The following is a 20,655-nucleotide window of genomic DNA, read 5'->3' as shown; positions in this document are numbered from 1 at the left end:
CGATGTCCCTGCGCCTGACTCCTTCCATGCCGGCCAAACCCTGAATCCAGCGACACCCCACCGTTTCATCGCTGCATCCATTTTCGAGGAGAACGCCAGATGAGCACCACGCTGCAGACCGCCGAACAGATCCAGCGCGACTGGGACACCGATCCGCGCTGGGCCGGGATCACCCGCAACTACACCGCCGCCGACGTGGTGCGCCTGCGCGGCACGGTGCACGTGGAGCATTCGCTGGCCCGGCTCGGCGCCGAGAAGCTGTGGAAGTACCTGCATGAGAAAGACTTCGTCAACGCGCTGGGCGCGCTGACCGGCAACCAGGCGATGCAGCAGGTCAAGGCCGGGCTCAACGCCATCTACCTGTCCGGCTGGCAGGTGGCCGCCGACGCCAACCTGGCCGGGCAGATGTACCCGGATCAGTCGCTGTACCCGGCCGACTCGGTGCCGGCGGTGGTCAAGCGCATCAACAACACGCTGCTGCGCGCCGACCAGTTGCACCACGCCGAGGGCAAGGACGAGATCGACTTCCTGCAGCCGATCGTGGCCGACGCCGAGGCCGGCTTCGGCGGTGTGCTCAACGCCTTCGAGCTGATGAAGGCGATGATCGAGGCCGGCGCCGCCGGCGTGCACTTCGAGGACCAGTTGGCCTCGGTGAAGAAGTGCGGGCACATGGGCGGCAAGGTGCTGGTGCCGACCCGCGAGGCGATCGAGAAATTGAACGCCGCGCGTTTGGCCGCCGACGTGATGGGCGTGCCGACCCTGCTGGTGGCGCGCACCGATGCCGAGGCCGCCGACCTGGTGACCAGCGACATCGACCCCAACGACCGCCCGTTCACCACCGGCGAGCGCACCGTCGAAGGCTTCTTCCGCACCCGCAAGGGCCTGGACCAGGCGATCAGCCGCGGCCTGGCCTACGCGCCCTACGCCGACCTGATCTGGTGCGAGACCGGCAAGCCGGACCTGGAGTTCGCGCGCAAGTTCGCCGAGGCCATCCATGCCAAGTTCCCCGGCAAGCTGCTGGCCTACAACTGCTCGCCCAGCTTCAACTGGAAGAAGAACCTGGACGACGCCACCATCGCCAAGTTCCAGCGCGAGATCGCCAGCTACGGCTACAAGTTCCAGTTCATCACCCTGGCCGGCTTCCACGCGCTGAACTACTCGATGTTCAACCTGGCGCACGGCTATGCGCGCCGGCAGATGAGCGCCTTCGTCGAACTGCAGGAGGCCGAGTTCGCTGCCGCCGACCGTGGCTTCACCGCGGTCAAGCACCAGCGCGAGGTCGGTACCGGCTATTTCGATGCGGTGACCCAGGCGATCCAGCAGGGCCAGTCCTCGACCACCGCGCTGACCGGCTCGACCGAGGAAGAACAGTTCCATGGCGAGAAAGCGGCCTGACCTGCAGCCAGCCGCCTTCGATCGCCCCTCCCTGGCAGGAGGTGGGAAGCCCGGGTTCGCCCGGGCTTTTTTTGCGCGTTTGGTGCCAAGGGCGAGGCGGTGTCTACCACGTGCGACAGCTTGCGCTGGCGTCTCTCCATGGCGCGAGATTGACTGTGAAACGTATCGTGAGCGCCGCGTGTAGGTGATATGCTCCCCCGACAGGGGCCAGCGACGTCACATGAGGGGGCCGGATGAGCTGCGACAGCGCCGCATCCACCGCACGCGGCACAATTTCCAACGCTGCGGTCTCTCCGAAGCCGAACGAGCTGGCGGTGCTGACCGCGGCGGAATTGCGCCTGTTTTCCGAATTCGGCCGCGCCCGTACGGTGCGCGCCGGCGACGTGCTGTTCCGTCGCGGCGACGGCGGCAGCGCCATGTTCGTGATCACCAGTGGCGTGATCGATCTGGATTTCGGCGAGGACCTGGTGGTGAAGCATCTCGGCCATGGCGAATTCTTCGGCGAACTGGGCCTGTTGATCGGCAACCACATGCGCAGCGCCGATGCCATCGCCGCCAGCGACGGCGCGCTGGTGGAACTGGACCACGACGACTTCCAGCGCCTGGTCGAGCGCGACCCGGGCGTGGTCGCCTACTTCCTCCGCCGCACCATCGTGCGCGTGGTGATGAACGAGCAGACCCTGATCCGCCAGCTGCGCCGGCGCAATCGCGACCTGGAAGCGGCGCTGGACAACCTCTACGCCACCACCCACCAGCTGACCCAGACCGAAGAGCTGGTGCGCACCGACGAACTGACCGGCCTGCACAACCGCCGCGGGCTGATCCTGCGCCTGCAGGAATGCCGCCGCGACGGCCGCTCGCCCGGCCCGGGCCTGCTGCTGATCGACTGCGACCGCTTCAAGCACATCAACGATGCGCACGGCCACCTGGTCGGCGACCGCGTGCTGCAGAACGTCGCCAACATCCTGCGTTCGGTGGCCGGGCCGGACGATATCGCCTGCCGCCTGGGCGGCGACGAGTTCTGCCTGCTGGTGGCCGCCGGCAACGTCGAGGACCTGCGCCGGATCGGCGAGTTCGTGCTCGCCACCGTGCAGAACCTGCTGGGCGTGCCGCACCCGGCGCCGCACATCTGCCCGGTCAGCATCGGCATCAGCCGGGTCGACCCGCATTCGGACTGGAACGACTGGTACGCCAACGCCGATGCGGCGTTGTACGAGGCCAAACGCCAGGGCGGCAACCGGCTGTACTGGCACGACCTCGCCTCCGCCAACTGCTGAGCCACCGCGCCCCCGCCGAGCCGCCGCCATGACCGACGCCCCCGCACCGCCGCCCGAGGTCCCGCAGCTCCGCACCCTGCTGCTGACCGACCTGTGCGACTCGGTGGCGCTGGTGGAAAAGCTCGGCGACGCCAACGCGGCCGAGCTGTTCAAGCGGCACGACTCGCTGGTGCTGGAGCTGCAGCAACGCTGGCGCGGCCGCCTGATCGACCGTTCCGACGGCCTGTTGCTGCTGTTCGAACGGCCCATCGACGGCCTCGGCTTCGCCCTGGACTACAGCCGCGGCCTGCGCGACCTGGGCGCGCAGCGCAAGCTCGACCTGAAGGTGCGCGCCGGCCTGCACGTCGGCGAGGTGCTGACCTGGCGCAACAGCGACGCCGCGGTGCAGGTGGGCGCCAAGCCGCTGGAAGTGGAAGGCCTGGCCAAGCCGACCGCGGCGCGGCTGATGACCCTGGCCCGGCCCGGGCAGATCCTGCTCTCGGCGGTGGCCGAATCGCTGACCCACCGCGCCGCGCGCGAACTGGGCGAGCGCGGCGAACGCCTGCTGTGGAAGTCGCACGGCCGCTGGCGCTTCAAGGGCGTGCCCACCCCGCTGGAGATCTACGAAGTCGGCGAGATCGGCCACACCCCGCTGCGCGCGCCCAAGCCCACCCCCAAGGCCTGGCGCGACATCCCGCTGTGGCGCCGGCCGGCGGCGCTGGCGGCGGAAGCCGCGCTGATCGCCGCGTTCGCGGTCGGCGCCTGGTTCGTCACCCGCCCGCAGCCGGCCATCGCCTTCGCCGAACGCGACTGGGTGGTGGTGGGGGATTTGCGGAATCTCACTGGCAATCAGGTACTCGACGAATCGCTGGACCAAGCGTTCCGGATCAGCCTTGAACAGTCCCGTTACGTGAATCTGCTGAGTGACCTCAAGGTACGGGACACCTTGGTGCGGATGCAGCGTAGCCCCGACAGTCGCATTGATCGCGCCACCGCGTCGGAAATTGCTCAGCGCGACGGAGCAAAAGCCGTCCTCTTGCCGACGGTCGCTGAGGTAGGGGGGCGATTGAGGGTAAGCGTCGACGTCGTCGATCCTACAAGCGGTGCAACGGTCCTCGCGCTGTCGAAAGACGGAAAAGGGTTGGATTCAGCCTTGGCGTCGATCGACGACGTCACCGCCCAGTTGCGCGACCAGTTGGGCGAAGCCATGGATTCCATTGCCCAGAGCGCACAGCCCTTGCCGCAGGTCACCACCGCCAGCATCGATGCGCTGCGAGCGTACTCACTGGGTGTCGAGGCCTACGCCCGAAAAGAAAACGACTCGGCGCTTGAATATTTTAATCGGGCTTTGGAGCTGGACAAAGATTTTGCCCTGGCTCATGCCGCTATCATGCGGATATATGTGAGCCGTGCTGCACCCGCGTTAGCCGAATCGCACCTTTCTGCGGCATTGAACCACTTGGAACGGCTCCCAAAGCGAGATCAGCTCTATCTCTTGGCGTGGAAATCTCAATACTTTCCACAGAAGGGAGATGATCCCGCACGCAGGTGGAAGCTCCTGGCGCAGCTGTATCCCGATTATTATGCGGGCGCTGCTAATTACGCCTGGATTTCAATGGAGAATGGCGACTATCCAGAGGCCATTAAATATTTGAAATCGGCTGTCGTGGCAAACAATCCACTACGAGGCTATGCCCTCGATCAATTGGCGAGAGCGGAGCTTGCGCAGGGCAGATACCAAGAGTCCTTCGAGTACTTTCGACAATCAGAGGAGGAGTTCGGCGCATCCCCTGGTCTGGGAAGCGCGCTCGCACTGGCTGCATCCGGCGATCTTCTGGCGGCTCAACGTCTCATCGATCATCGTGTGGAAGGGAACGGGTATCAAGCTAGGCCGGCGGACATCATTACACGCATTGCCGTTCTTGCTCAGAGCGGCAATCTGGTGGAAGCCGCGTCCCTGGCGGATCAGGAGGCCAAGCAGGCCAAGCCAGAGTCTGAACTGCTGTACCATGACTTCAAGTTGATCGCCTTGTCTTTGCGCGCAACGGAAATGCAAGATGCCGATTTGCAGAGTGAGCTTCTAAAGTGCGCGAGCGAGCTATCAAAAAGTGTATCTGCAAAGCCAAGTGTTGAAAGGTCTGACTACGCGGCCTTGGCACTTGCTTCAGTGTATCTTCTGCAACGTGCCGGTCTAAAAAAGCTTCCAAATGAATTGCAAGGCCTCGTTCGCATGGCTGAGCGTTCTAGCGATGCGACAGCCAGCAGAATGGCTGGTCTGATCAGGGCAAAGCAACTGTTGCAAGAGGGAAATCCCCGATTGGCCGTCACTTTGCTTCAATCGCAAATGAATGGAAAAGAGCTGTTCCAGTCCAGGATTGTCATGAGAGATGCATTGGATCGTATTGGAGATTCTGAGGCGGTTCTTGCGCAGGATCGTGCGATCGCGGCCGCCCGTGGGCAGGGGTACGCGGAAGTTGCGGGTAGCTCTATTTTTCAGCCCCTTAATGTCGCAGATGCTGCTGCAGCAATGCGAAGAATTAAGGGGCTGAACCTCGATCGGTCAACTGCTCGTCTTTAGGTAGTTTTCAACCTTGTTTGCTTCGAAGCAATGCGGGTTGTGGAACGCCGTGTCGGAAACGAGGTAGGACAGAAGTTGCTCTCTTGCAGCGATCAGCTCCTCCTTGGATGCCATTATTCCGACTTCCAGGCAGCTTGTGTCGGCATCGGCGTCCAAAATGATGCCGATGGACGCGAGTGCAGCGACAGGGTCGCTTTGGAATGCGGCGCGGAAGGCGTCGTCGTTAATAAGAGCGTCAAGTAGCGCTGCTGCACTAACCGGATCCAGGGGAGAGGGGTGCGGGGGCTGATTATTTGCCATGACCAGTTTGCTCTGATTGTGAGATTAGGGCTTGGATTTGACCAGGTTTGCGGTGCAACGGAGTGCATATCGGCAGAAAGCCGGTAAAGTTTAGCCCCGAGGTTGCAATGAGGATGGTATGAAGCTGCGTCGCTGCGGAGTTGTATTTTTTGAGCCAAGGGAATCGGTTGGCTTCGACTTGATGTCACTGCTTGCTGGCGCAGCTGGCCTTAGTCGTCAAACCCGTTGGCTCGCGCTGGCTCCTCATCTGGACGATGAGGTCGAAGTGGATCAGGGCGAGCGGGAGGTCTTGGGCGCTGTCAGCCCAAGCAACTGGATCGACATGGCATCCGTTGTTGGGTACGGCGTAAGCTTAATTGATGGACTTTTGGAAAAAGGTCTACTGATAGGCGATACAAGCGCGCACAGCGCAATGCGCGAGCGCGATGACACTGTGCGCTCGGCGTATTGGTGGCCTGCAGCGGCGATGCTACACAAGTTTTGTCGCTGGAAGGATCTTGATAGCGTTGCTTCCATGGAGGCCAACAAGTTGACCACGGCGCCTGAGCTGCGCGACAAACTCGGTCCGCCGCCTCCCGAGGTCATCTCAAGATCGCGCTTGGGAGACGATATTGAGCTCCCCAGGCTCGCGGTCGACGAGTACGAAAAGCTGATGGCGTCGAGGACGACGTGCAGAAATTTCGATCAAGAGCGACATCTTCCGGTCGATCTCTTTTCGCGAATGATGCAGCGAGTGGTAATGGCGCAATCCGTTGTCCGCCTACAGGACGATACGGCGTTTCTAAAAAAGAATGTTCCTTCGGCCGGTGGACTGCATCCGACAGAGGTATATCTGGTAGTCCAACGGGTGGAGGGCATTGCGCCCGGTCTCTATCATTATCACCCCGTGAACCATGCCTTGGAACTGATTTCTGTCCCGTCGGCCGGTTTGGCTGACTTGGCGAGGAAGATGTTGGCGGGCCAGCATTGGTTTGCGGATGCGCATGTGCAACTCATTCTGGCCCCGCGCTATGCGCGTAGCTTTTGGAAGTACCGGCTTCATTCGAAAGCCTACCGAGCGGTGACGCTCGACGTCGGCCATATCTCTCAGGCGATTTATTCAAGTGCTACCCAACTCGGGCTCGGTGCTTTTGTCACGTCGGCCATAAACGACGTCAATATTGAGAATGCCTTTGGTCTCGACCCTTTGCTGGAGGGGCCGCTCGCCATCTGCGGCTTTGGTTGGAGGTCGAAATCGATGGTGACGACAGAGTTTGACCCCCTCAATGAGGTGTGGTCGGGCCAGCGGTAAGCTTAGCCATGGCGACCAGTTTGCGGATCTGCCTGCTTCTGCCAATACGTCAGCAACGGCCCCTCCGCCCCGAGCAGCGGATCGCTCTGCGGAAACGGCACGTTGGCGATCCGTTGCAGCCTCTCGGCGCTGGGCGGTTCCCGGCAGATATCCCAGTCCTGCCCGTCGGGATAAGCGCCGACCACCAGGAAGTCGGCGCTGGCCGATAGCCGGCAATGGCCGGTACCGGCCGGCAGCAGCAGGGCGTCGCCGGCCGCGAGCGCAACCTCGATGCCGCCCGGGCCGCCGAGCAGCACGCGGGCGCTGCCGCAGGCGACGCCCAGCACCTCGTGCGCGGTGGAATGGTAGTGGTGATAGTCGTAGATGCCGTCGCGCCATTGCGGCGGCCAGCCGTGCGCCGCGAAGCGGCGTTCGAACCCGTCGGCGTCCAGGGCGCCGGCAGACTGCCGGTAGTGCAGCACCGGCAGGAACGGGTGGTTGGGTACCCAACCGTGTGGCGGCAGTTGCCAGTGGTCCAGTGACATCGGCGGATCTCCTGCATGGCCGTTAGCCGTTCGATGCTAATCGGCCGATGTCGTTACCGTGTCACCGTGGGAAGGCGAGCGCGGCGGCGATCGCGCGGTCACCCGCGGATCGCGTTGTGGTCGATGCGCTGCGCGGTGTCGCCGCAGCGTCGACTGTCCCGGCCATGCCTCAGTGCAGAGGCACGCGCTCCACGTCGCCCCGATGATGGGTGCCCAGCCGACCGACCATCGCCGCACTGCCCGGGTTCAGTCCCACCACGTGGACCTGGGCACCGTGGCGGCGGAATTTCAGCACCACCTGGTCCAGCGCGCCGATGGCGCTGATGTCCCAGACATGCGCATGGCTCAGATCCAGGGTGACCCGCGCTGGCGCATGGGCGAAGTCGAAGGCGCCGGCGAAGCTGCCGGCCGAGGCGAAGAACAGCTGTCCGCGAACGCGATAGGTGTGGCCGCCGTCCGCGTCTTCGCTGCGGTCGATCTGCAGCATGCGCCCGACCTTGCGGGCGAAGAACAGCGCCGACAGCAGCACGCCGGTGAGGACGCCGCGCGCCAGATCGTGGGTGGCCACGGTCACCGCGACGGTGCCGAGCATCACCACGCTGGAGCTGGCCGGGTGGGTGCGCAACTGCGCCAGCGAGCGCCAGCTGAAGGTGCCGACCGAGACCATGATCATCACCGCCACCAGCGCAGCCATCGGGATCTGCCGCACCCAGGCGCCGGCAAACACCACCAGCAGCAACAGCACGCTGCCGGCGACCAGCGCGGACAGGCGGCCGCGCCCGCCGGACTTCACGTTGATCACCGACTGCCCGATCATCGCGCAGCCGGCCATGCCGCCGAACAAGCCGCTGACGATGTTGGCCACGCCCTGGCCCACGCACTCGCGGTTCTTGTCGCTGGGCGTGTCGGTCATGTCGTCGACGATCTGCGCGGTCATCATCGACTCGAGCAGGCCGACCACCGCCATCGTCGCCGATACCGGGAACACGATCCGCAGCGTCTCCAGCGTCCACGGCACCGCCGGCAGCAGCAGAGTGGGCAGGCGATCGGGCAGTTGCCCCTTGTCGCCGACGGTGGGCACGTGGATACCGAAGTACAGCGCCAGCCCGGTCAGCAGCACGATCGTCACCAACGGTGGCGGCACGGCCAGGCCGCGCGTCCAGCGGTGCCCGAGCACCAACGCCACCGCGCCACCCACGGCCACCGGCAGCAGCGTCCACGGCGCCATGCTGCCCGCCGTCAATGCCGCGCCCAGCACCAGCAGCCACAGGCCGATGCCGGGGAAGCTGCGACGCGACAGCCAGGGCAGGCCGTAGATCAGCAGCAAGCCCAGCGCCACCAGCGGATACACCGGCGCCGGCACGCCGATCAGTTCAGGCAGTTGCGCCATGAAGATCAGGATCGCCAGGGCGTTGACGAAGCCGGTGATCACCGAGCGCGAGACGAAGCGCATCAGCGCACCGAGCTTGAACAGCCCGGCCAGGATCTGCAGCACGCCGGTCAGCAGCGTGGCCGCCAGCAGGTAGGGCAGGCCGTGCTGCTTGACCAGGCCGATCATCAGCAACGCCATCGCGCCGGTGGCGGCGGAGATCATGCCGGGACGTCCACCGGCGAAGGCGATGGTCACGCAGATGCAGAAGGCGGCGTACAGGCCGATCTTGGGGTCGACCCCGGCGATGATCGAGAACGCGATCGCCTCGGGAATCAGCGCCAGTGCCACGACCAGGCCGGCGAGGACGTCGCCACGGAGATTGCCGCACCAGGATTGGCGCAGGGAAGGGGAAAGCTTCAAGGTAAACGCTCCTGACACCGCCCTGTCGCAGGGCCGTGCGTGCTGTATGCAGTGGAAAACCAACAGCCTGCGGCCTGCCGTCGAGGGTGGGCCGATGCGCGCTGCGGGTGTCAGGGTGGCGTCATGAGAAAGGCGTGATGAAAACGGCGGCGCGAGCAAACGCGCCCGGCCAGTATACGCGATGGTTGGCCACGCGCCGGCGTGCCGTAGCGTCCGCGCGGCGGCACGCTGCTCGCGACGCGCGACTCACGTTGCGCTCACTTTCGCCGCGCAAAATGTGCGGATCGCAACGCCGTATCATGGAGCCGGCCATGCAGGATCTCCGCATCGATCATGTCGATGGCGCCTTGTCCGCCCTGGACCAGGCCGACCCGCAGTACAAGGCGGCGTTGTGGCAATGGGCGTGCCTGGAAATGCTGCACGAGACACTCAGCGCCATGCACCAGCTCTCGCACCGCGTCGGCGTGGCCGAATTGGTCGCCGATGCCTGGCTGGCGCCGGTCGACGTCATCGCGCCCGAGCAGCCGTTCCTGGAGCGTGCGGTGCTGGCCGATCCCCGCGTGCCGGCCTTCGCGCTGGCGCTGAATGCGGCCGCGTCGCGGCAGTCGCGCGCCGATCTGTGGCGCAGCGGCTACGCCAGTGCGGTGCAGGCCACCTTGCAGGGGATGCAGGCGCTGGCCGGCAAGCACCGGATCGATGCGCGGCTGCCCGCGCACGCCATGGCGACTGCCTGAACACCGTGCGCAGCGCATCCTGAGCGTGTTGCGGCGCCTCCGGCCTCCGATCGGCGGCGATCCCGCGACAGGCGTTCCACGCGCAGTGAGTCGTTCTCGCCGCAAACGCTGGCCCCGGGCGGCGGACCGCAGCGCCGCCTGGGCTTCCTGAGGCAGGTCGTCGCGCATGACGCGCGCACGACATCGCGTTCACCCCCATGCGACGGCCTGCGCGACAGCCTGGGCCCATGCGCCATGACGACCGCCATCCTGCGGCTCCCCCTTCCGCATCTGCGCCGCCGCGCCGCCGCGTCCGCGATGCCAGCGGCACGTCCGAAGCTGCGGCCTGGTGGCGGCAACTGCGCGGCAGCCGCTGGCTCGGTGCGGTCGCGGTGGTGGTGTTGCTGGCGTTGGTGGTCGTGTTGCTGCTGCGTTGGTACGGGGCATGAGCGAGGCGGCGCGTCATCCCGATCCGCACGGAGCCTCCCGCATGGCCGGACCTGCCGCTTACGCCACGGTGCGCGCCTGCCAGGTGCGCGAGGCGGTGTCCGGCGGCCATGAGATGGCGACGCATGCCTGGGTGGTCACCGAAGTGGCGCGGCTGATGCGCCTGCCGCTGCACGAGGAGCCCTGCGCCCCGGGAGCGAGTGCGTTCTGCGTCCCGGATGACACCCTCACCGCTACCCAGGCCGAGCAGCTCGGCGTGCGCGCCCCGGCCGATCTGCTCGGCGGCGTGGTGCCGTATGCCTTCGTCGGCACCAAGGCGATCAGCCATCCGCTGGTCGATACCGACGCGCAGGCGCCGGAAGGCTGGCTGCCGGACCTGGGCGTGGCGCTGGCGGCCATGACGCTGCCCGGCTATACCGCCTTCAGCGCGGCTGACGCCCGGCACGCGTTCGCGCGCCTGCAGCCCGGTGGACCGGTGCGGCTGAAGCTGCCGCACGGCGTCGGCGGGCTGGGGCAGGTGCTGCTTGGCGACGCGCAGGCGCTGGATGCGGCACTGGCAACCCTGCCCGCGCACGAGCTGCGCCAGCATGGGGTCGTGCTCGAACGGCACGTGCACCAGCCGACCACCTTCAGCGTCGGCGAAACCCACTGCGCCGGCGTGACCATCGCCTACTGGGGCACGCAATCGGCCACCCGCGACGGCAGTGGCCGCGAGGCGTATGGCGGCTCCGAACTGCACGTGATCCGCGGCACCCTGGAGACCCTGCTAGAGCAACCATTGCCGCCACGCCAGCGCACCGCGGTGATGAAGGCGCGCGATTACGACCGGCTGGTGTCCGCGGCCTATCCCGGGTTTTATGCGTCGCGGCGCAACTACGACGTGATCGAGGGCCTCTTGGCCGACGGCAGCGTCGCCTGCGGCGTGCTCGAGCAGTCCTGGCGTGTCGGCGGCGCCACGCCGGCCGAATTGGCCGCGGTCGCCGCGTTCCAGCAATCGCCGACGTTGCAGCGCGTGATCGCCGCCACCGTCGAGCGCTACGGCGCGCATCCGCCGCCGCCCCCCGGGGCGCAGGTCTACTACGTCGGCGAGGAGCCGCGCACCGGCCTGTTGACCAAGTACCGCTACATGCGCAGTGTGGCCTGACCATGGAAGCGGAACTGTCCAGCATCGACATCCCGGTCGACGGCGCGGCGCTCAGCGGCACCTTGCTGACGCCGACCAGCCGCCTGCCCGGCGTGCTGTTCGTACATGGTTGGGGCGGCAACCAGCACCACAACCTGGTGCGCGCGCGCGAGGCGGCGGGCCTGGGCTGCGTGTGCCTGACCTTCGACCTGCGCGGGCACGAAGGCCTGGCCTCGATGCGCGAAACGGTCACGCGCGCGCAGAACCTGGACGACATCAAGGCCGCCTACGATCGCCTGGCGGCGTCGCCGCAGGTGGACCCGGAAGCGATCGCGGTGGTGGGGCTGAGCTACGGCGGCTATCTGGCCGCGTTGCTGACCCTGGAGCGGCCAGTGGAATGGCTGGCGCTGCGCTCGCCGGCGCTGTACAAGGACGCGCACTGGGACGGGCCGAAGGTCGCGCTGAACCGCGATCCGGACCTGATGCCCTATCGCAACCGCGTCGTGGCGCCGGCGGACAACTGCGCCCTGGCGGCCTGCCAGCGTTACCGTGGCGACGTGCTGCTGGTAGAGGCCGAACGCGACGTGATCGTGCCAAGGCAGGTGCTGCGCAACTATGCGGCCGCCTTTTCCAACGCGCGCTCGCTGACCACGCGCACGATCGCCGGCGCCGATCATGCGCTGACCGAAAAGGCGCACCAGGCCGCGTACACGCGCTACCTGATCGACTGGTTGACCGACATGGTGATCGGGCGTCGCGTGGCCCTGGCCAGCGACGTGGTCGAACAGCGCAAGCAGCGGCTCAAGCGCAGCGAGGGCGAGGCGGCGACGGCCCCGGGCAAGGGGTCGAACGCGTTCCACGGGCGCCTGGAGGCGAAGGAGCACAGCGCGTCGCCGCCCACGTCGTCGCGTTGAGCCGCATGCAGCGTGGGGGAGCGCGCGACAGCAAACCCGCGGCGCAGGCCGCGGTGTGCCATGCACGCGATGGTGTGCTGTCCTGGTGTCGCCGCCACGCCGGTACGCGGCGCCTTGCGGGCGCCTCCAGTAACGACCGAAGACTCGTCGCAGGAGCGGCTTCAGCCGCGACAGGCATTCTCGGTAACGCCCGTCGCGGCTGACGCCGCTCCTATGCGGGCCACGACGAGATGCCCCGCTGCGCGAGGCGCTCCTCAGTGACAACGCCCCGAATGTGCCAGATGCTGCCACGCGTGCCGCACCAGCCAGCGCGCCTCGTCCCATGGCACCGACAGCATCGGCGCGCACTGGTGATAGGCGTCCTGCAGCACCCGGTATAGCTGCGCCTCGCTGGCGCGCGGGTAGGCCAGGTACACGTCGTAGCCGATCTTCAGCAACTGCGCGTAGTCGGCGAAGCCTTGGTGACCGAGGCGGCCCTCGGCATGGGCCTGACGCCAATACGCCATCTCGGCGTCCAGATCGACAGTGCGGTGTGGCTGGACAGGCTGGGCAAGTGCGGAGGCGGTGTGCATGGACATCACTCCGGTGGTGGCGATCCCCTGTGCCGCCGATCCTAGCCGATGAACCAGGGCTGACCGTGAGGGATGCGTTTGCCGGGCGTGAAGCGCGGCCAGGTTGGCCTGCCGCGCGCAGCGTATTGGAATTGCCCGCACGCCGGGTCGCAGCATCGCGTGATTGCAGAGGCAGCCCGCGGTGGCCGACGCAGACCTGTCACGGCACCCGAGCATGCTGCACTGCAGCTTGCGCCGAAATAATGATGATCTATAACTATTATCAGTCCTAAGTGATCCGCTCCTTCCCCTCCCCATGCAGGCCTATCCATGAGCAGCTACCAAGACCGCTGGCAGACCGTCCAGGTCGAGATCGACGCAGGCATCGCCTGGGTCACCCTGAACCGTCCGGACAAGCGCAACGCGATGAGCCCCACGCTCAACCGCGAGATGATCGACGTGCTGGAAACGCTGGAACTGGACAGCGACGCCGAGGTGCTGGTGCTGACCGGCGCCGGCGAATCCTGGTCGGCCGGCATGGACCTGAAGGAATACTTCCGCGAGACCGACGGCAAGGAAGAGATCGTGCAGGAGCGCATGCGCCGCGACTGCTCGCAGTGGCAGTGGCGCCTGCTGCGCTTCTACAGCAAGCCGACCATCGCCGCGGTCAATGGCTGGTGCTTCGGCGGCGCGTTTTCGCCGCTGGTGGCTTGCGACCTGGCCATCGCCGCCGACGAGGCGGTATTCGGGCTGTCGGAGATCAACTGGGGCATCCCGCCGGGCAACCTGGTCAGCAAGGCGGTCGCCGACACCATGGGCCATCGCAACGCCATGCTGTACATCATGACCGGGCGCACCTTCACCGGCACCGAGGCGGCGCAGATGGGCCTGGTCAACGCCAGCGTGCCGCGCGCGCAGCTGCGCGCCGAAGTGACCAAGCTGGCGCAGGAACTGCAGCAGAAGAACCCGGTGGTGCTGCGCTTCGCCAAGCACGGCTTCAAGCGCTGCCGCGAGCTGACCTGGGAGCAGAACGAGGACTATCTGTACGCCAAGGTCGACCAGTCCAATCACCGCGATCCCGAGAAGGGCCGGCAACAAGGCCTGAAGCAATTCCTGGACGACAAAACCATCAAGCCCGGTCTGCAGACCTACAAGCGCTGACCCGTCGCGTCGCCTGCGGCCCGCAGGGGCCGCGGCGGCGCTGCCGCACGCCGTGCCGTCTCTCTCCTCCGGATGGTTCCGATGAATGCCGCTGAGTCCGTTGCCACCGCCGTGCGCTACCGTCCTGTCGGACTGAGCCACGCCGATACCGAGGTCCACCGCGATGCCGACGGCGTGCTGCGCCTGCGCGCACGCGAACCGCTGGCGCCATTGCCACGGCACCTGCTGCAACGCCTGCAGCACTGGGCGCTACATACCCCCGATGCGACCTTCGTGGCGCAGCGCGACGAAGAGGGGCAGTGGCGACGCTTGAGCTATGCGCAGATGCTCGAGCGCACCCGCCGCATCGCCGCGCACCTGCTGGACATGGGGCTGTCGGCGCAACGGCCGCTGGCGATCCTGTCCGGCAACGATCTGGAGCACCTGCAGGTGGCGTTCGCGGCGATGTACGCCGGCATCCCGTACTGCCCGGTGTCGCCGGGCTATGCGCTGCTGTCGCGCGATTTCGCCAAGTTGCGGCACGTGGCCGAGGTGCTGCGTCCGGGCCTGCTGTTCGCCAGCGACGGCGACGCGTTCGTCCCGGCGATCGCTGCCGTGTTCCCCGCCGACGTACCGGCAGTGTGCGTGCGCGGCACCGTGCGCGATCGTGCCTGCCTGCGCTTCGAGGAGTTGCTGGCGCCGCGCGCGCTGGACGCCGCCGATGCCGCCTTCGCCGCCTGCGGCCCGGACAGCATCGCCAAGTTCCTGTTCACCTCCGGCTCCACCCTGCTGCCCAAGGCGGTGATCACCACCCAGCGCATGCTGTGCGCGAACCAGCAGATGCTGCTGCAGACCTTCCCGGTGCTCGGGCAGACGCCGGTGCTGGTCGACTGGCTGCCGTGGAACCACACCTTCGGCGGCAGCCACAACATCGGCATCGCCCTGTACAACGGCGGCAGCTTCTATCTGGACGACGGCAAGCCGACCCCGGCGCTGTTCCAGCAGACCCTGCGCAACCTGCGCGAGATCGCGCCCACCGTGTACCTGAGCGTGCCGCGCGGCTGGGAACAGCTGGCGCAGGCGCTGGAACAGGATGCGGCGCTGCGCGAGACCTTCCTGTCGCGCATGCGCATGTTCTTCTTCGCCGCCGCGGCATTGTCGCAGGAGGTCTGGGACCGCCTGGAGCGCATCGCCGAGGCGCATTGCGGCGAGCGCATCCGCATGCTCGCCGGCCTGGGCATGACCGAGTGCGCGCCCTCGTGCACCTTCACCCACGGCACCAGCAACACGCCTGGCGACGTCGGCGTGCCGGCGCCGGGCTGCGAGGTCAAGCTGGTGCCGGTCGGCGACAAGCTGGAAGCGCGCTTCCGCGGGCCGCACGTGATGCCGGGCTACTGGAACGCGCCGCAGCAGACCGCCGAGGCCTTCGACGAGGAGGGCTTCTACCGCTCCGGCGATGCGCTCAAGCCGATCGATCCGCAGCATCCCGAGCACGGACTGTTGTTCGACGGGCGCCTGGCCGAGGATTTCAAGCTGTCCTCCGGCGTGTTCGTCAGCGTCGGCCCGCTGCGAACGCGCGTGCTGATGGAAGGCGCCGCCTACGTGCAGGACGTGGTGGTGACCGGCGCCGACCGCGACGCCATCGGCCTGCTGCTGTTCCCGCGGCTGGACGCGCTGCAGGCGTTGTCGGGGCTGCCGGCGCAAGCCGAGGCGGCGCAGGTGCTGCAGGCGCCACCGGTGCGCGCCTGGTTGCAGCGCCTGCTCGATACGCTCAACCGCAGTGCCACCGGCAGCGCCAGCCATGTCGCATGCGCGGCCTGGCTGGAACAGCCGCCGAGCCTGGAGACCGGCGAGATCACCGACAAGGGCTCGATCAACCAGCGCAACGTGCTGCGTGCGCGTGCAGCGCTGGTCGAACAGCTCTACGCCGGGACCGCACCGGGCGCGGTGGCGGCGCCGCCGTCATGACCGGGCCACCCGACCGCGCCGCCGGCTAGCCGGATCGCGCTTCTTCGCACCACTGGCTTCGAGACTTGGGAGGGAATCGATGACTGTGCCTCTTGCGCGCGCGCGGCGTGCGCCCCGTACCGTGTGCCTGGCAATTCTGTGCAGCGTCGGCTGCGGCCAGGCCGATGCAGAAAACAACGGCCCGCAGGGCAAGTTGCTGGCCGATCAGGAAGACTATTCGGCGTTGGCCGCGCAGCCGCGCCAGGGCTGGGAGAAGTGGAAGTACATCCCGCTCGGCGATGGCTGGCTCAGCCTCGGCGGCGAGAGCCGCACGCTGTACGACTATCGCGAGCATGCCGGCTTCGGCCGCTTCGCCACCGATCCGCACGGCTACGCGCAGCAGCGCCTGCGGCTGTGGGCCGACTACCGGCCCTCGGCGTATGTGCGTCTGTTCGGCGAACTGGCCGACAGCCGCGTGGCCGGCCTGCAGACGCGGCCGGTGCAGGCCACCGACCGCAACCCGCTGGACCTAGCGCAGGGTTTCGTCGAACTGTCCGACGGGCAGAAGGAACCCGCCTGGCGCCTGCGCGCCGGCCGCCAGCAGATCGCCTACGGCTGGCAGCGCCTGCTCGATCCGCGCGATCCGGCCAATTCGCGCATGCCGTTCGATGCGGTGCGCCTGCTGACCCGGCAGCCGCGCTGGAGCGGCGGCCTGCTGTGGGGGCGCCCGGTGCTGACCCGTACCGGCAGTTTCGACGACCGCACCAACCGCGACCAGCGCCTGTGGGGCGCACATGCCGAAGTGCCGCTGTCGCCCAGCCAGCCGAAGGCGGCGCTGCTGGAGACGCTGTACCTGGACACCGTGCAGGACGGGCGCCGCTATGGCGGGGTGGTCGGCGAAGAGCATCGGCACACCCTGTCCACGCGCCTGAGCGGCGCGGTGCAGGGCTGGGACTACGACCTGGAACTGATCGGCCAGCGCGGCCATTTCGCCGGCCAGCGCGTGCGCGCCTGGCAGGGCACGCTGTTCGGCGGCTACACCTTCGCCAAGACCGCGTGGACGCCGCGCTTGGGCTGGCGCATGGAGGCGTCCTCCGGCGACCGCGATCCGCGCGATGGCGAACTGAACACCTTCAACGGCCTGTACGCGCGCGCCTCGGTGTTCGACGGCAGCATGATCAGCAGTAACGTGCGCGCCATCGGCCCGGAGCTGGTGCTGCGTCCCAGCGAACGGCTGTGGATCGACATGTACGTGCTCAAGCTGCAGCGACAGAGCCTGCACGACGGCGTGTACGCCGCCGGCTGGCGGGTGCTGCAGCCGGGCGATGCCAACGATGCGCGCGACATCGGCACGCGCTCGGTGCTGTGGGTGAAGTACCGCTTCAACGCCTTCGCCAGCCTGGACGTGTACGCCCACTACACCCAGGCCGGGCCGTTCCTGCGCGAGGGACCGGTCCGCGGCCGCGACTACTTCTACATCGCCCCCTTCCTGACCCTGCGCTTCTGAGCCGGAGCCTTCCCATGCGCGATCCGCTGCCATCGTCTGCGCCGTACCGCCCGCTGTATGCGTGGTACGTCACCATCGTGCTGTTGCTGGCCTACACGCTGTCCTTCGTCGACCGGCAGATCCTGGGGCTGCTGGTGCAGCCGATCAAACGCGACCTGCAGCTGTCCGACTCGGCCTTCAGCCTGGTCCACGGCTTCGCCTTCGCGGTGTTCTACACGTTGATCGGGGTGATGCTGGGCCGCGTCGCCGACCGCCGCAATCGCCGCAACCTGATCGTGCTGGGCGTGGTGGTGTGGATCGCGGCCACCGCCGCTGGCGCCTACGTCACCAGCTTCTTCACCCTGTTCCTGGCGCGGGTGTTCGTCGGCGTCGGCGAGGCCTCGCTGTCGCCGGCGGCGTACTCGATGCTGGCCGACTACTTCCCGCCGGAAAAGCGTGCGCGGGCGATGAGCGTGTACACCTCCGGCGTCTACATCGGCTCGGCGGCGGCGTTCATCGTCGGCGGCCTGGTGATCGCGGCCACCAGCAAGGAGAGCACGGTGGTGTTGCCGCTGTTGGGCAGCTTCCGGCCCTGGCAGGCGGCCTTCATCCTGGTCGCGCTGCCCGGCCTGGCGGTGATCGCGCTGATGGCCACGGTGCGCGAACCGGCGCGGCGCGAGCAGGCCGCGGCGGTGCCGAGCGTGCGCCCGGACCTGCGCCACCTGCGCGACAACGCGCGGGTGTACGTGGCGCTGTTCCTGGCCAACGGGGTGATCGCGATGATCACCTTCGGCATCACCGCGTGGCTGCCGGCCACCTTCATCCGCCGCTGGCAATGGACGCCGGGCGAGATCGGCCCGGCCTACGGCATCATCATCCTCACCTTCGGCATCGCCGGCATGCTATTCAGCGGCTTCCTCGCCGACCGCCTGGCGGCGCGCGGCAGCCGCGACGCGGCGCTGAAGATCTCGCTGGTCGGGGCGGTGCTGCTGGTTGTCAGCAGTGCGCTGTTCGCGGTGGCACCGGGGCCGTGGCTGGCGCTGGCGGCGATCGCGCTGACCACGTTCGTGCTGGGCATGCCGGTGGCGCTGGCGCCGGCGATCCTGCAGGCGGTCACCCCCAATCGCCTGCGCGGCCAGGTCACCTCGATCTACCTGCTGCTGGTCAATCTGATCGGGCTGGGCCTGGGGCCGTACCTGGTGGCGCTGGGCACCGACCACGTGCTCGCCGACGAGCGCCAGGTCGGCCTGTCGCTGGGCGTGGTGTGCATGGGCGCGGCGCTGCTCGGCGCGCTGTGCCTGTGGACTGCGGCCGCGCCGTACCGCGCGCTGCTGCGGCGCGTGGACGCGGCGTTGTGACCATGCGCGGCCATGCCCCTACAATGCAACGGCGACGGTGTTGCCGGCCGGCGCCGATGGATGCGTGCGCATCCGCCGTGACCTGGTCGCAGGATGCCCCATGCAGGAAGCGCCGTGAGTTCGAAACCCAGTCCCGAGATGTCCAGCAGCGCGTTGCCCGCCGATCCGCACACGGCGGACAGCGTGGACCAGCGGCGCCTGACCAGCCTGATCGGCTATCGCATCACCCGCACCGAACTGCAGGTGCGGCGCCTGTTCCAGGAGTGCGTGCGCGCCTTCGAGCTGAAGCCGGTGGAGTATTCGCTGCTGGTGCTGGTGGACGCCAACCCGGGCATCAACCAGCGCCAGTTGGGCGAGGTGCTCAGCGTGTCGCCGCCGAACCTGGCGATCGTGGTCGCGCGCCTGGTCAAGCGCAAACTGCTGCGCCAGGTGCGCGGACGCCAGGATCGGCGCATGCAGCACCTGCATCTGACGGCGCCCGGCACGGCGCTGCTGGCGCAGGCCGAAGCCGAAGTGGTGCGCATGGAGCAGCAGCTCAGCACCGCCCTCGGCGCGACCTCGGCACGCGCATTGCTGCAGGCGTTGGACCGGCTGGACCGGGTGGACGCGCTCGAGCGTCTGTAGCGGTCCTTGTTGCCGCGGCCGGCCAGCGCCGTCCGCCCGTCTTCCTTGTTGATTCCGGACCCGCCGCCAGCGCCCCGCTGACGGCGCGCGTCGCCGCGTGGCCGCGCTCTGCGCGCGGCGGCGCCTGTCCGCGTTCCTTTCCCCCCGCTCCCCGCCGTTCTCCTTTCGCTTGGAGTGCTTGCCTGTGACCCGTGTCTGCCACCGTACTCCCTCGTCGCCGCGTGCCCACGCGCGCGTGTCCCTGCTTGCCTTGCTGACCATCGCCTGCGTCGCCCCGGCGGCCGCGCAATCGGTGCCGCAGAGCGCCACCCTGCCGACCGGCATCAATACCGGCGGCACCAGTTTCTTCGACGGTTTCAGCAAACCCGATCCGGGCTGGACGGCGATCCAGTATCTGCGCCGCTACGACTTCGACACGATCAAGGACGCGCACGGCGACGACGTGCCGGTGTTCCGGGATCCGCACATCGGCTCCTCGGTGTGGGTCACCCAGGTCGCCTACCTCAGCGACTACAAGCTGTTCGGCGGCTCCCTCGGCATCACTGCGCTGGCCGCGCTGGTCGATCTGGACACGTCGTTCGCCTACGACAGCCCGGTGGCGCTGCGCGACAACGGCCTCGGCCTGGGCGACCTGACCATCGGCCCATACCTGCAGATGGCGCCGGTGATCCGCGACGGCCGCCCGGTGTTCTCGCAGCGCTTCGAACTGGACGTGTTGGCGCCGATCGGCAAGTTCGACCGCAATCGCGACGTCAACCAGGGCTCGGGCTACTGGTCGGTGCTGCCGAACTGGGCCTTCAGCATCCTGCCCACGCCGCGCTGGGAGATCAGCGGACGCCTGAACTACCTCTACAACTTTCGCGCCGACAAGGCCTCCAACGTGCCGCAGGGCGATGGCTTCGTGTTCCGCAACGGTCAGGCCGGCGACGCCGCCTGGCTCAACTTCGCCAGCTCGCTGGAAGTGGTGAAGGATCTGCACGTGGGCATCAACGGCTACTACCTCAAGCAGTTGCGCGACAACCGCACCAATGGCGAACGCGTTGCCGACAGCAAGCAGACCCAGTTCTATCTCGGCCCCGGCCTGTCGTGGCGGATCGATCGGAAGAACATCTTCAACGCCAATTTCTACATGCCGGTGGAGGTCAAGAACGCGCCTTCCGGCCACAACGTCAACGTCCAGTACGTCCACGTCTTCTGACGCCCAACCCCGCAACGG

At 67.3% G+C, this 20,655-nt stretch carries 18 protein-coding genes; 14 read left to right on the top strand and 4 right to left on the bottom strand.

Annotated features, from left to right (window positions below; translation table 11 throughout):
- The first annotated feature begins 99 nt into the window (after positions 1–99).
- The 3 genes from aceA (at position 100) to Q7W82_RS01770 (ending at position 5,229) form a co-directional block, all read left to right on the top strand.
- A complete protein-coding gene (gene aceA / locus Q7W82_RS01780; protein WP_010343745.1) occupies positions 100–1,395 on the top strand; it encodes an isocitrate lyase in 1,296 nt (431 codons plus the stop codon).
- 233 nt (positions 1,396–1,628) lie between these two features.
- Positions 1,629–2,672, top strand: coding sequence for a GGDEF domain-containing protein (locus Q7W82_RS01775; protein WP_242159141.1), 1,044 nt, complete (start codon positions 1,629–1,631; stop codon positions 2,670–2,672).
- A gap of 28 nt (positions 2,673–2,700) precedes the next feature.
- On the top strand, positions 2,701–5,229 hold the full coding sequence (locus tag Q7W82_RS01770; protein ID WP_242159142.1) for a putative peptide modification system cyclase: 2,529 nt from the start codon (positions 2,701–2,703) through the stop codon (positions 5,227–5,229).
- Here Q7W82_RS01770 and Q7W82_RS01765 read toward each other — a convergent pair.
- Complete coding sequence (locus tag Q7W82_RS01765) at positions 5,212–5,529, bottom strand: NHLP-related RiPP peptide (protein ID WP_160946842.1); 318 nt, start codon at positions 5,527–5,529, stop codon at positions 5,212–5,214. The genes Q7W82_RS01770 and Q7W82_RS01765 overlap by 18 nt on opposite strands.
- A gap of 118 nt (positions 5,530–5,647) precedes the next feature.
- Here Q7W82_RS01765 and Q7W82_RS01760 point away from each other — a divergent pair, with 118 nt between their 5' ends.
- Positions 5,648–6,820 (top strand): putative peptide maturation dehydrogenase, encoded by a 1,173-nt coding sequence (locus Q7W82_RS01760; protein ID WP_242159143.1) that lies wholly within the window; start codon positions 5,648–5,650, stop codon positions 6,818–6,820.
- Between the two features lie 2 nt (positions 6,821–6,822).
- Here Q7W82_RS01760 and Q7W82_RS01755 read toward each other — a convergent pair whose 3' ends face one another.
- On the bottom strand, positions 6,823–7,344 hold the full coding sequence (locus Q7W82_RS01755) for a cupin (RefSeq protein ID WP_242159144.1): 522 nt from the start codon (positions 7,342–7,344) through the stop codon (positions 6,823–6,825).
- A 169-nt stretch (positions 7,345–7,513) separates the two neighbouring features.
- Positions 7,514–9,136, bottom strand: a complete 1,623-nt coding sequence (locus Q7W82_RS01750) for a SulP family inorganic anion transporter (protein WP_242159145.1) — start codon at positions 9,134–9,136, stop codon at positions 7,514–7,516.
- Positions 9,137–9,447: 311 nt separating this feature from the next.
- Here Q7W82_RS01750 and Q7W82_RS01745 point away from each other — a divergent pair, with 311 nt between their 5' ends.
- The 4 genes from Q7W82_RS01745 (at position 9,448) to Q7W82_RS01730 (ending at position 12,333) form a co-directional block, all read left to right on the top strand.
- Complete coding sequence (locus Q7W82_RS01745) at positions 9,448–9,870, top strand: hypothetical protein (protein WP_242159146.1); 423 nt, start codon at positions 9,448–9,450, stop codon at positions 9,868–9,870.
- Between the two features lie 227 nt (positions 9,871–10,097).
- A complete protein-coding gene (locus Q7W82_RS01740) occupies positions 10,098–10,298 on the top strand; it encodes a hypothetical protein (protein ID WP_242159147.1) in 201 nt (66 codons plus the stop codon).
- Positions 10,299–10,339: 41 nt separating this feature from the next.
- Positions 10,340–11,440, top strand: coding sequence for a DUF3182 family protein (locus tag Q7W82_RS01735; protein ID WP_242159148.1), 1,101 nt, complete (start codon positions 10,340–10,342; stop codon positions 11,438–11,440).
- 2 nt (positions 11,441–11,442) lie between these two features.
- The gene (locus tag Q7W82_RS01730) at positions 11,443–12,333 is read left to right on the top strand and encodes an alpha/beta fold hydrolase (RefSeq protein ID WP_242159149.1); all 891 of its coding nucleotides are present in this window, start codon (positions 11,443–11,445) and stop codon (positions 12,331–12,333) included.
- Between the two features lie 254 nt (positions 12,334–12,587).
- On the opposite strand, the gene Q7W82_RS01725 is transcribed toward Q7W82_RS01730, so the two are convergent.
- Positions 12,588–12,905, bottom strand: a complete 318-nt coding sequence (locus tag Q7W82_RS01725) for a hypothetical protein (RefSeq protein WP_209030457.1) — start codon at positions 12,903–12,905, stop codon at positions 12,588–12,590.
- 309 nt (positions 12,906–13,214) lie between these two features.
- On the opposite strand from Q7W82_RS01725, the gene Q7W82_RS01720 reads away from it, so the two are divergent.
- From Q7W82_RS01720 to Q7W82_RS01695, 6 genes are all read left to right on the top strand, one after another.
- On the top strand, positions 13,215–14,045 hold the full coding sequence (locus Q7W82_RS01720) for a p-hydroxycinnamoyl CoA hydratase/lyase (RefSeq protein ID WP_010343733.1): 831 nt from the start codon (positions 13,215–13,217) through the stop codon (positions 14,043–14,045).
- Positions 14,046–14,126: 81 nt separating this feature from the next.
- The gene (locus Q7W82_RS01715) at positions 14,127–15,992 is read left to right on the top strand and encodes a feruloyl-CoA synthase (protein ID WP_242159151.1); all 1,866 of its coding nucleotides are present in this window, start codon (positions 14,127–14,129) and stop codon (positions 15,990–15,992) included.
- Between the two features lie 79 nt (positions 15,993–16,071).
- Positions 16,072–17,478 (top strand): alginate export family protein, encoded by a 1,407-nt coding sequence (locus Q7W82_RS01710; protein ID WP_242159152.1) that lies wholly within the window; start codon positions 16,072–16,074, stop codon positions 17,476–17,478.
- Between the two features lie 14 nt (positions 17,479–17,492).
- Complete coding sequence (locus tag Q7W82_RS01705; protein WP_242081493.1) at positions 17,493–18,815, top strand: MFS transporter; 1,323 nt, start codon at positions 17,493–17,495, stop codon at positions 18,813–18,815.
- 138 nt (positions 18,816–18,953) lie between these two features.
- The gene (locus Q7W82_RS01700) at positions 18,954–19,439 is read left to right on the top strand and encodes a MarR family transcriptional regulator (RefSeq protein ID WP_242081627.1); all 486 of its coding nucleotides are present in this window, start codon (positions 18,954–18,956) and stop codon (positions 19,437–19,439) included.
- Between the two features lie 235 nt (positions 19,440–19,674).
- On the top strand, positions 19,675–20,637 hold the full coding sequence (locus Q7W82_RS01695) for a transporter (protein ID WP_242159153.1): 963 nt from the start codon (positions 19,675–19,677) through the stop codon (positions 20,635–20,637).
- Positions 20,638–20,655 lie beyond the last annotated feature (18 nt).

Origin of the sequence: Xanthomonas indica, from assembly GCF_040529045.1 — a bacterium.
In the GTDB taxonomy this organism is placed as follows: domain Bacteria; phylum Pseudomonadota; class Gammaproteobacteria; order Xanthomonadales; family Xanthomonadaceae; genus Xanthomonas_A; species Xanthomonas_A indica.
Note: the sequence above shows the minus strand (reverse complement) of the source record. Positions and strands in the feature narration are given on the sequence as shown.

Coding starts and splice junctions, on each gene's coding strand:
- Q7W82_RS01725 (WP_209030457.1), bottom strand. CDS start 12,905: ATGCACACCGCCTCCGCACTTGCCCAGCCTGTCCAGCCACACCGCACT.
- Q7W82_RS01745 (WP_242159146.1), top strand. CDS start 9,448: ATGCAGGATCTCCGCATCGATCATGTCGATGGCGCCTTGTCCGCCCTG.
- Q7W82_RS01760 (WP_242159143.1), top strand. CDS start 5,648: ATGAAGCTGCGTCGCTGCGGAGTTGTATTTTTTGAGCCAAGGGAATCG.
- Q7W82_RS01765 (WP_160946842.1), bottom strand. CDS start 5,529: ATGGCAAATAATCAGCCCCCGCACCCCTCTCCCCTGGATCCGGTTAGT.
- Q7W82_RS01735 (WP_242159148.1), top strand. CDS start 10,340: ATGGCCGGACCTGCCGCTTACGCCACGGTGCGCGCCTGCCAGGTGCGC.
- Q7W82_RS01770 (WP_242159142.1), top strand. CDS start 2,701: ATGACCGACGCCCCCGCACCGCCGCCCGAGGTCCCGCAGCTCCGCACC.
- Q7W82_RS01710 (WP_242159152.1), top strand. CDS start 16,072: ATGACTGTGCCTCTTGCGCGCGCGCGGCGTGCGCCCCGTACCGTGTGC.
- Q7W82_RS01705 (WP_242081493.1), top strand. CDS start 17,493: ATGCGCGATCCGCTGCCATCGTCTGCGCCGTACCGCCCGCTGTATGCG.
- Q7W82_RS01730 (WP_242159149.1), top strand. CDS start 11,443: ATGGAAGCGGAACTGTCCAGCATCGACATCCCGGTCGACGGCGCGGCG.
- Q7W82_RS01715 (WP_242159151.1), top strand. CDS start 14,127: ATGAATGCCGCTGAGTCCGTTGCCACCGCCGTGCGCTACCGTCCTGTC.
- aceA (WP_010343745.1), top strand. CDS start 100: ATGAGCACCACGCTGCAGACCGCCGAACAGATCCAGCGCGACTGGGAC.
- Q7W82_RS01720 (WP_010343733.1), top strand. CDS start 13,215: ATGAGCAGCTACCAAGACCGCTGGCAGACCGTCCAGGTCGAGATCGAC.
- Q7W82_RS01775 (WP_242159141.1), top strand. CDS start 1,629: ATGAGCTGCGACAGCGCCGCATCCACCGCACGCGGCACAATTTCCAAC.
- Q7W82_RS01700 (WP_242081627.1), top strand. CDS start 18,954: ATGTCCAGCAGCGCGTTGCCCGCCGATCCGCACACGGCGGACAGCGTG.
- Q7W82_RS01755 (WP_242159144.1), bottom strand. CDS start 7,344: ATGTCACTGGACCACTGGCAACTGCCGCCACACGGTTGGGTACCCAAC.
- Q7W82_RS01740 (WP_242159147.1), top strand. CDS start 10,098: ATGCGCCATGACGACCGCCATCCTGCGGCTCCCCCTTCCGCATCTGCG.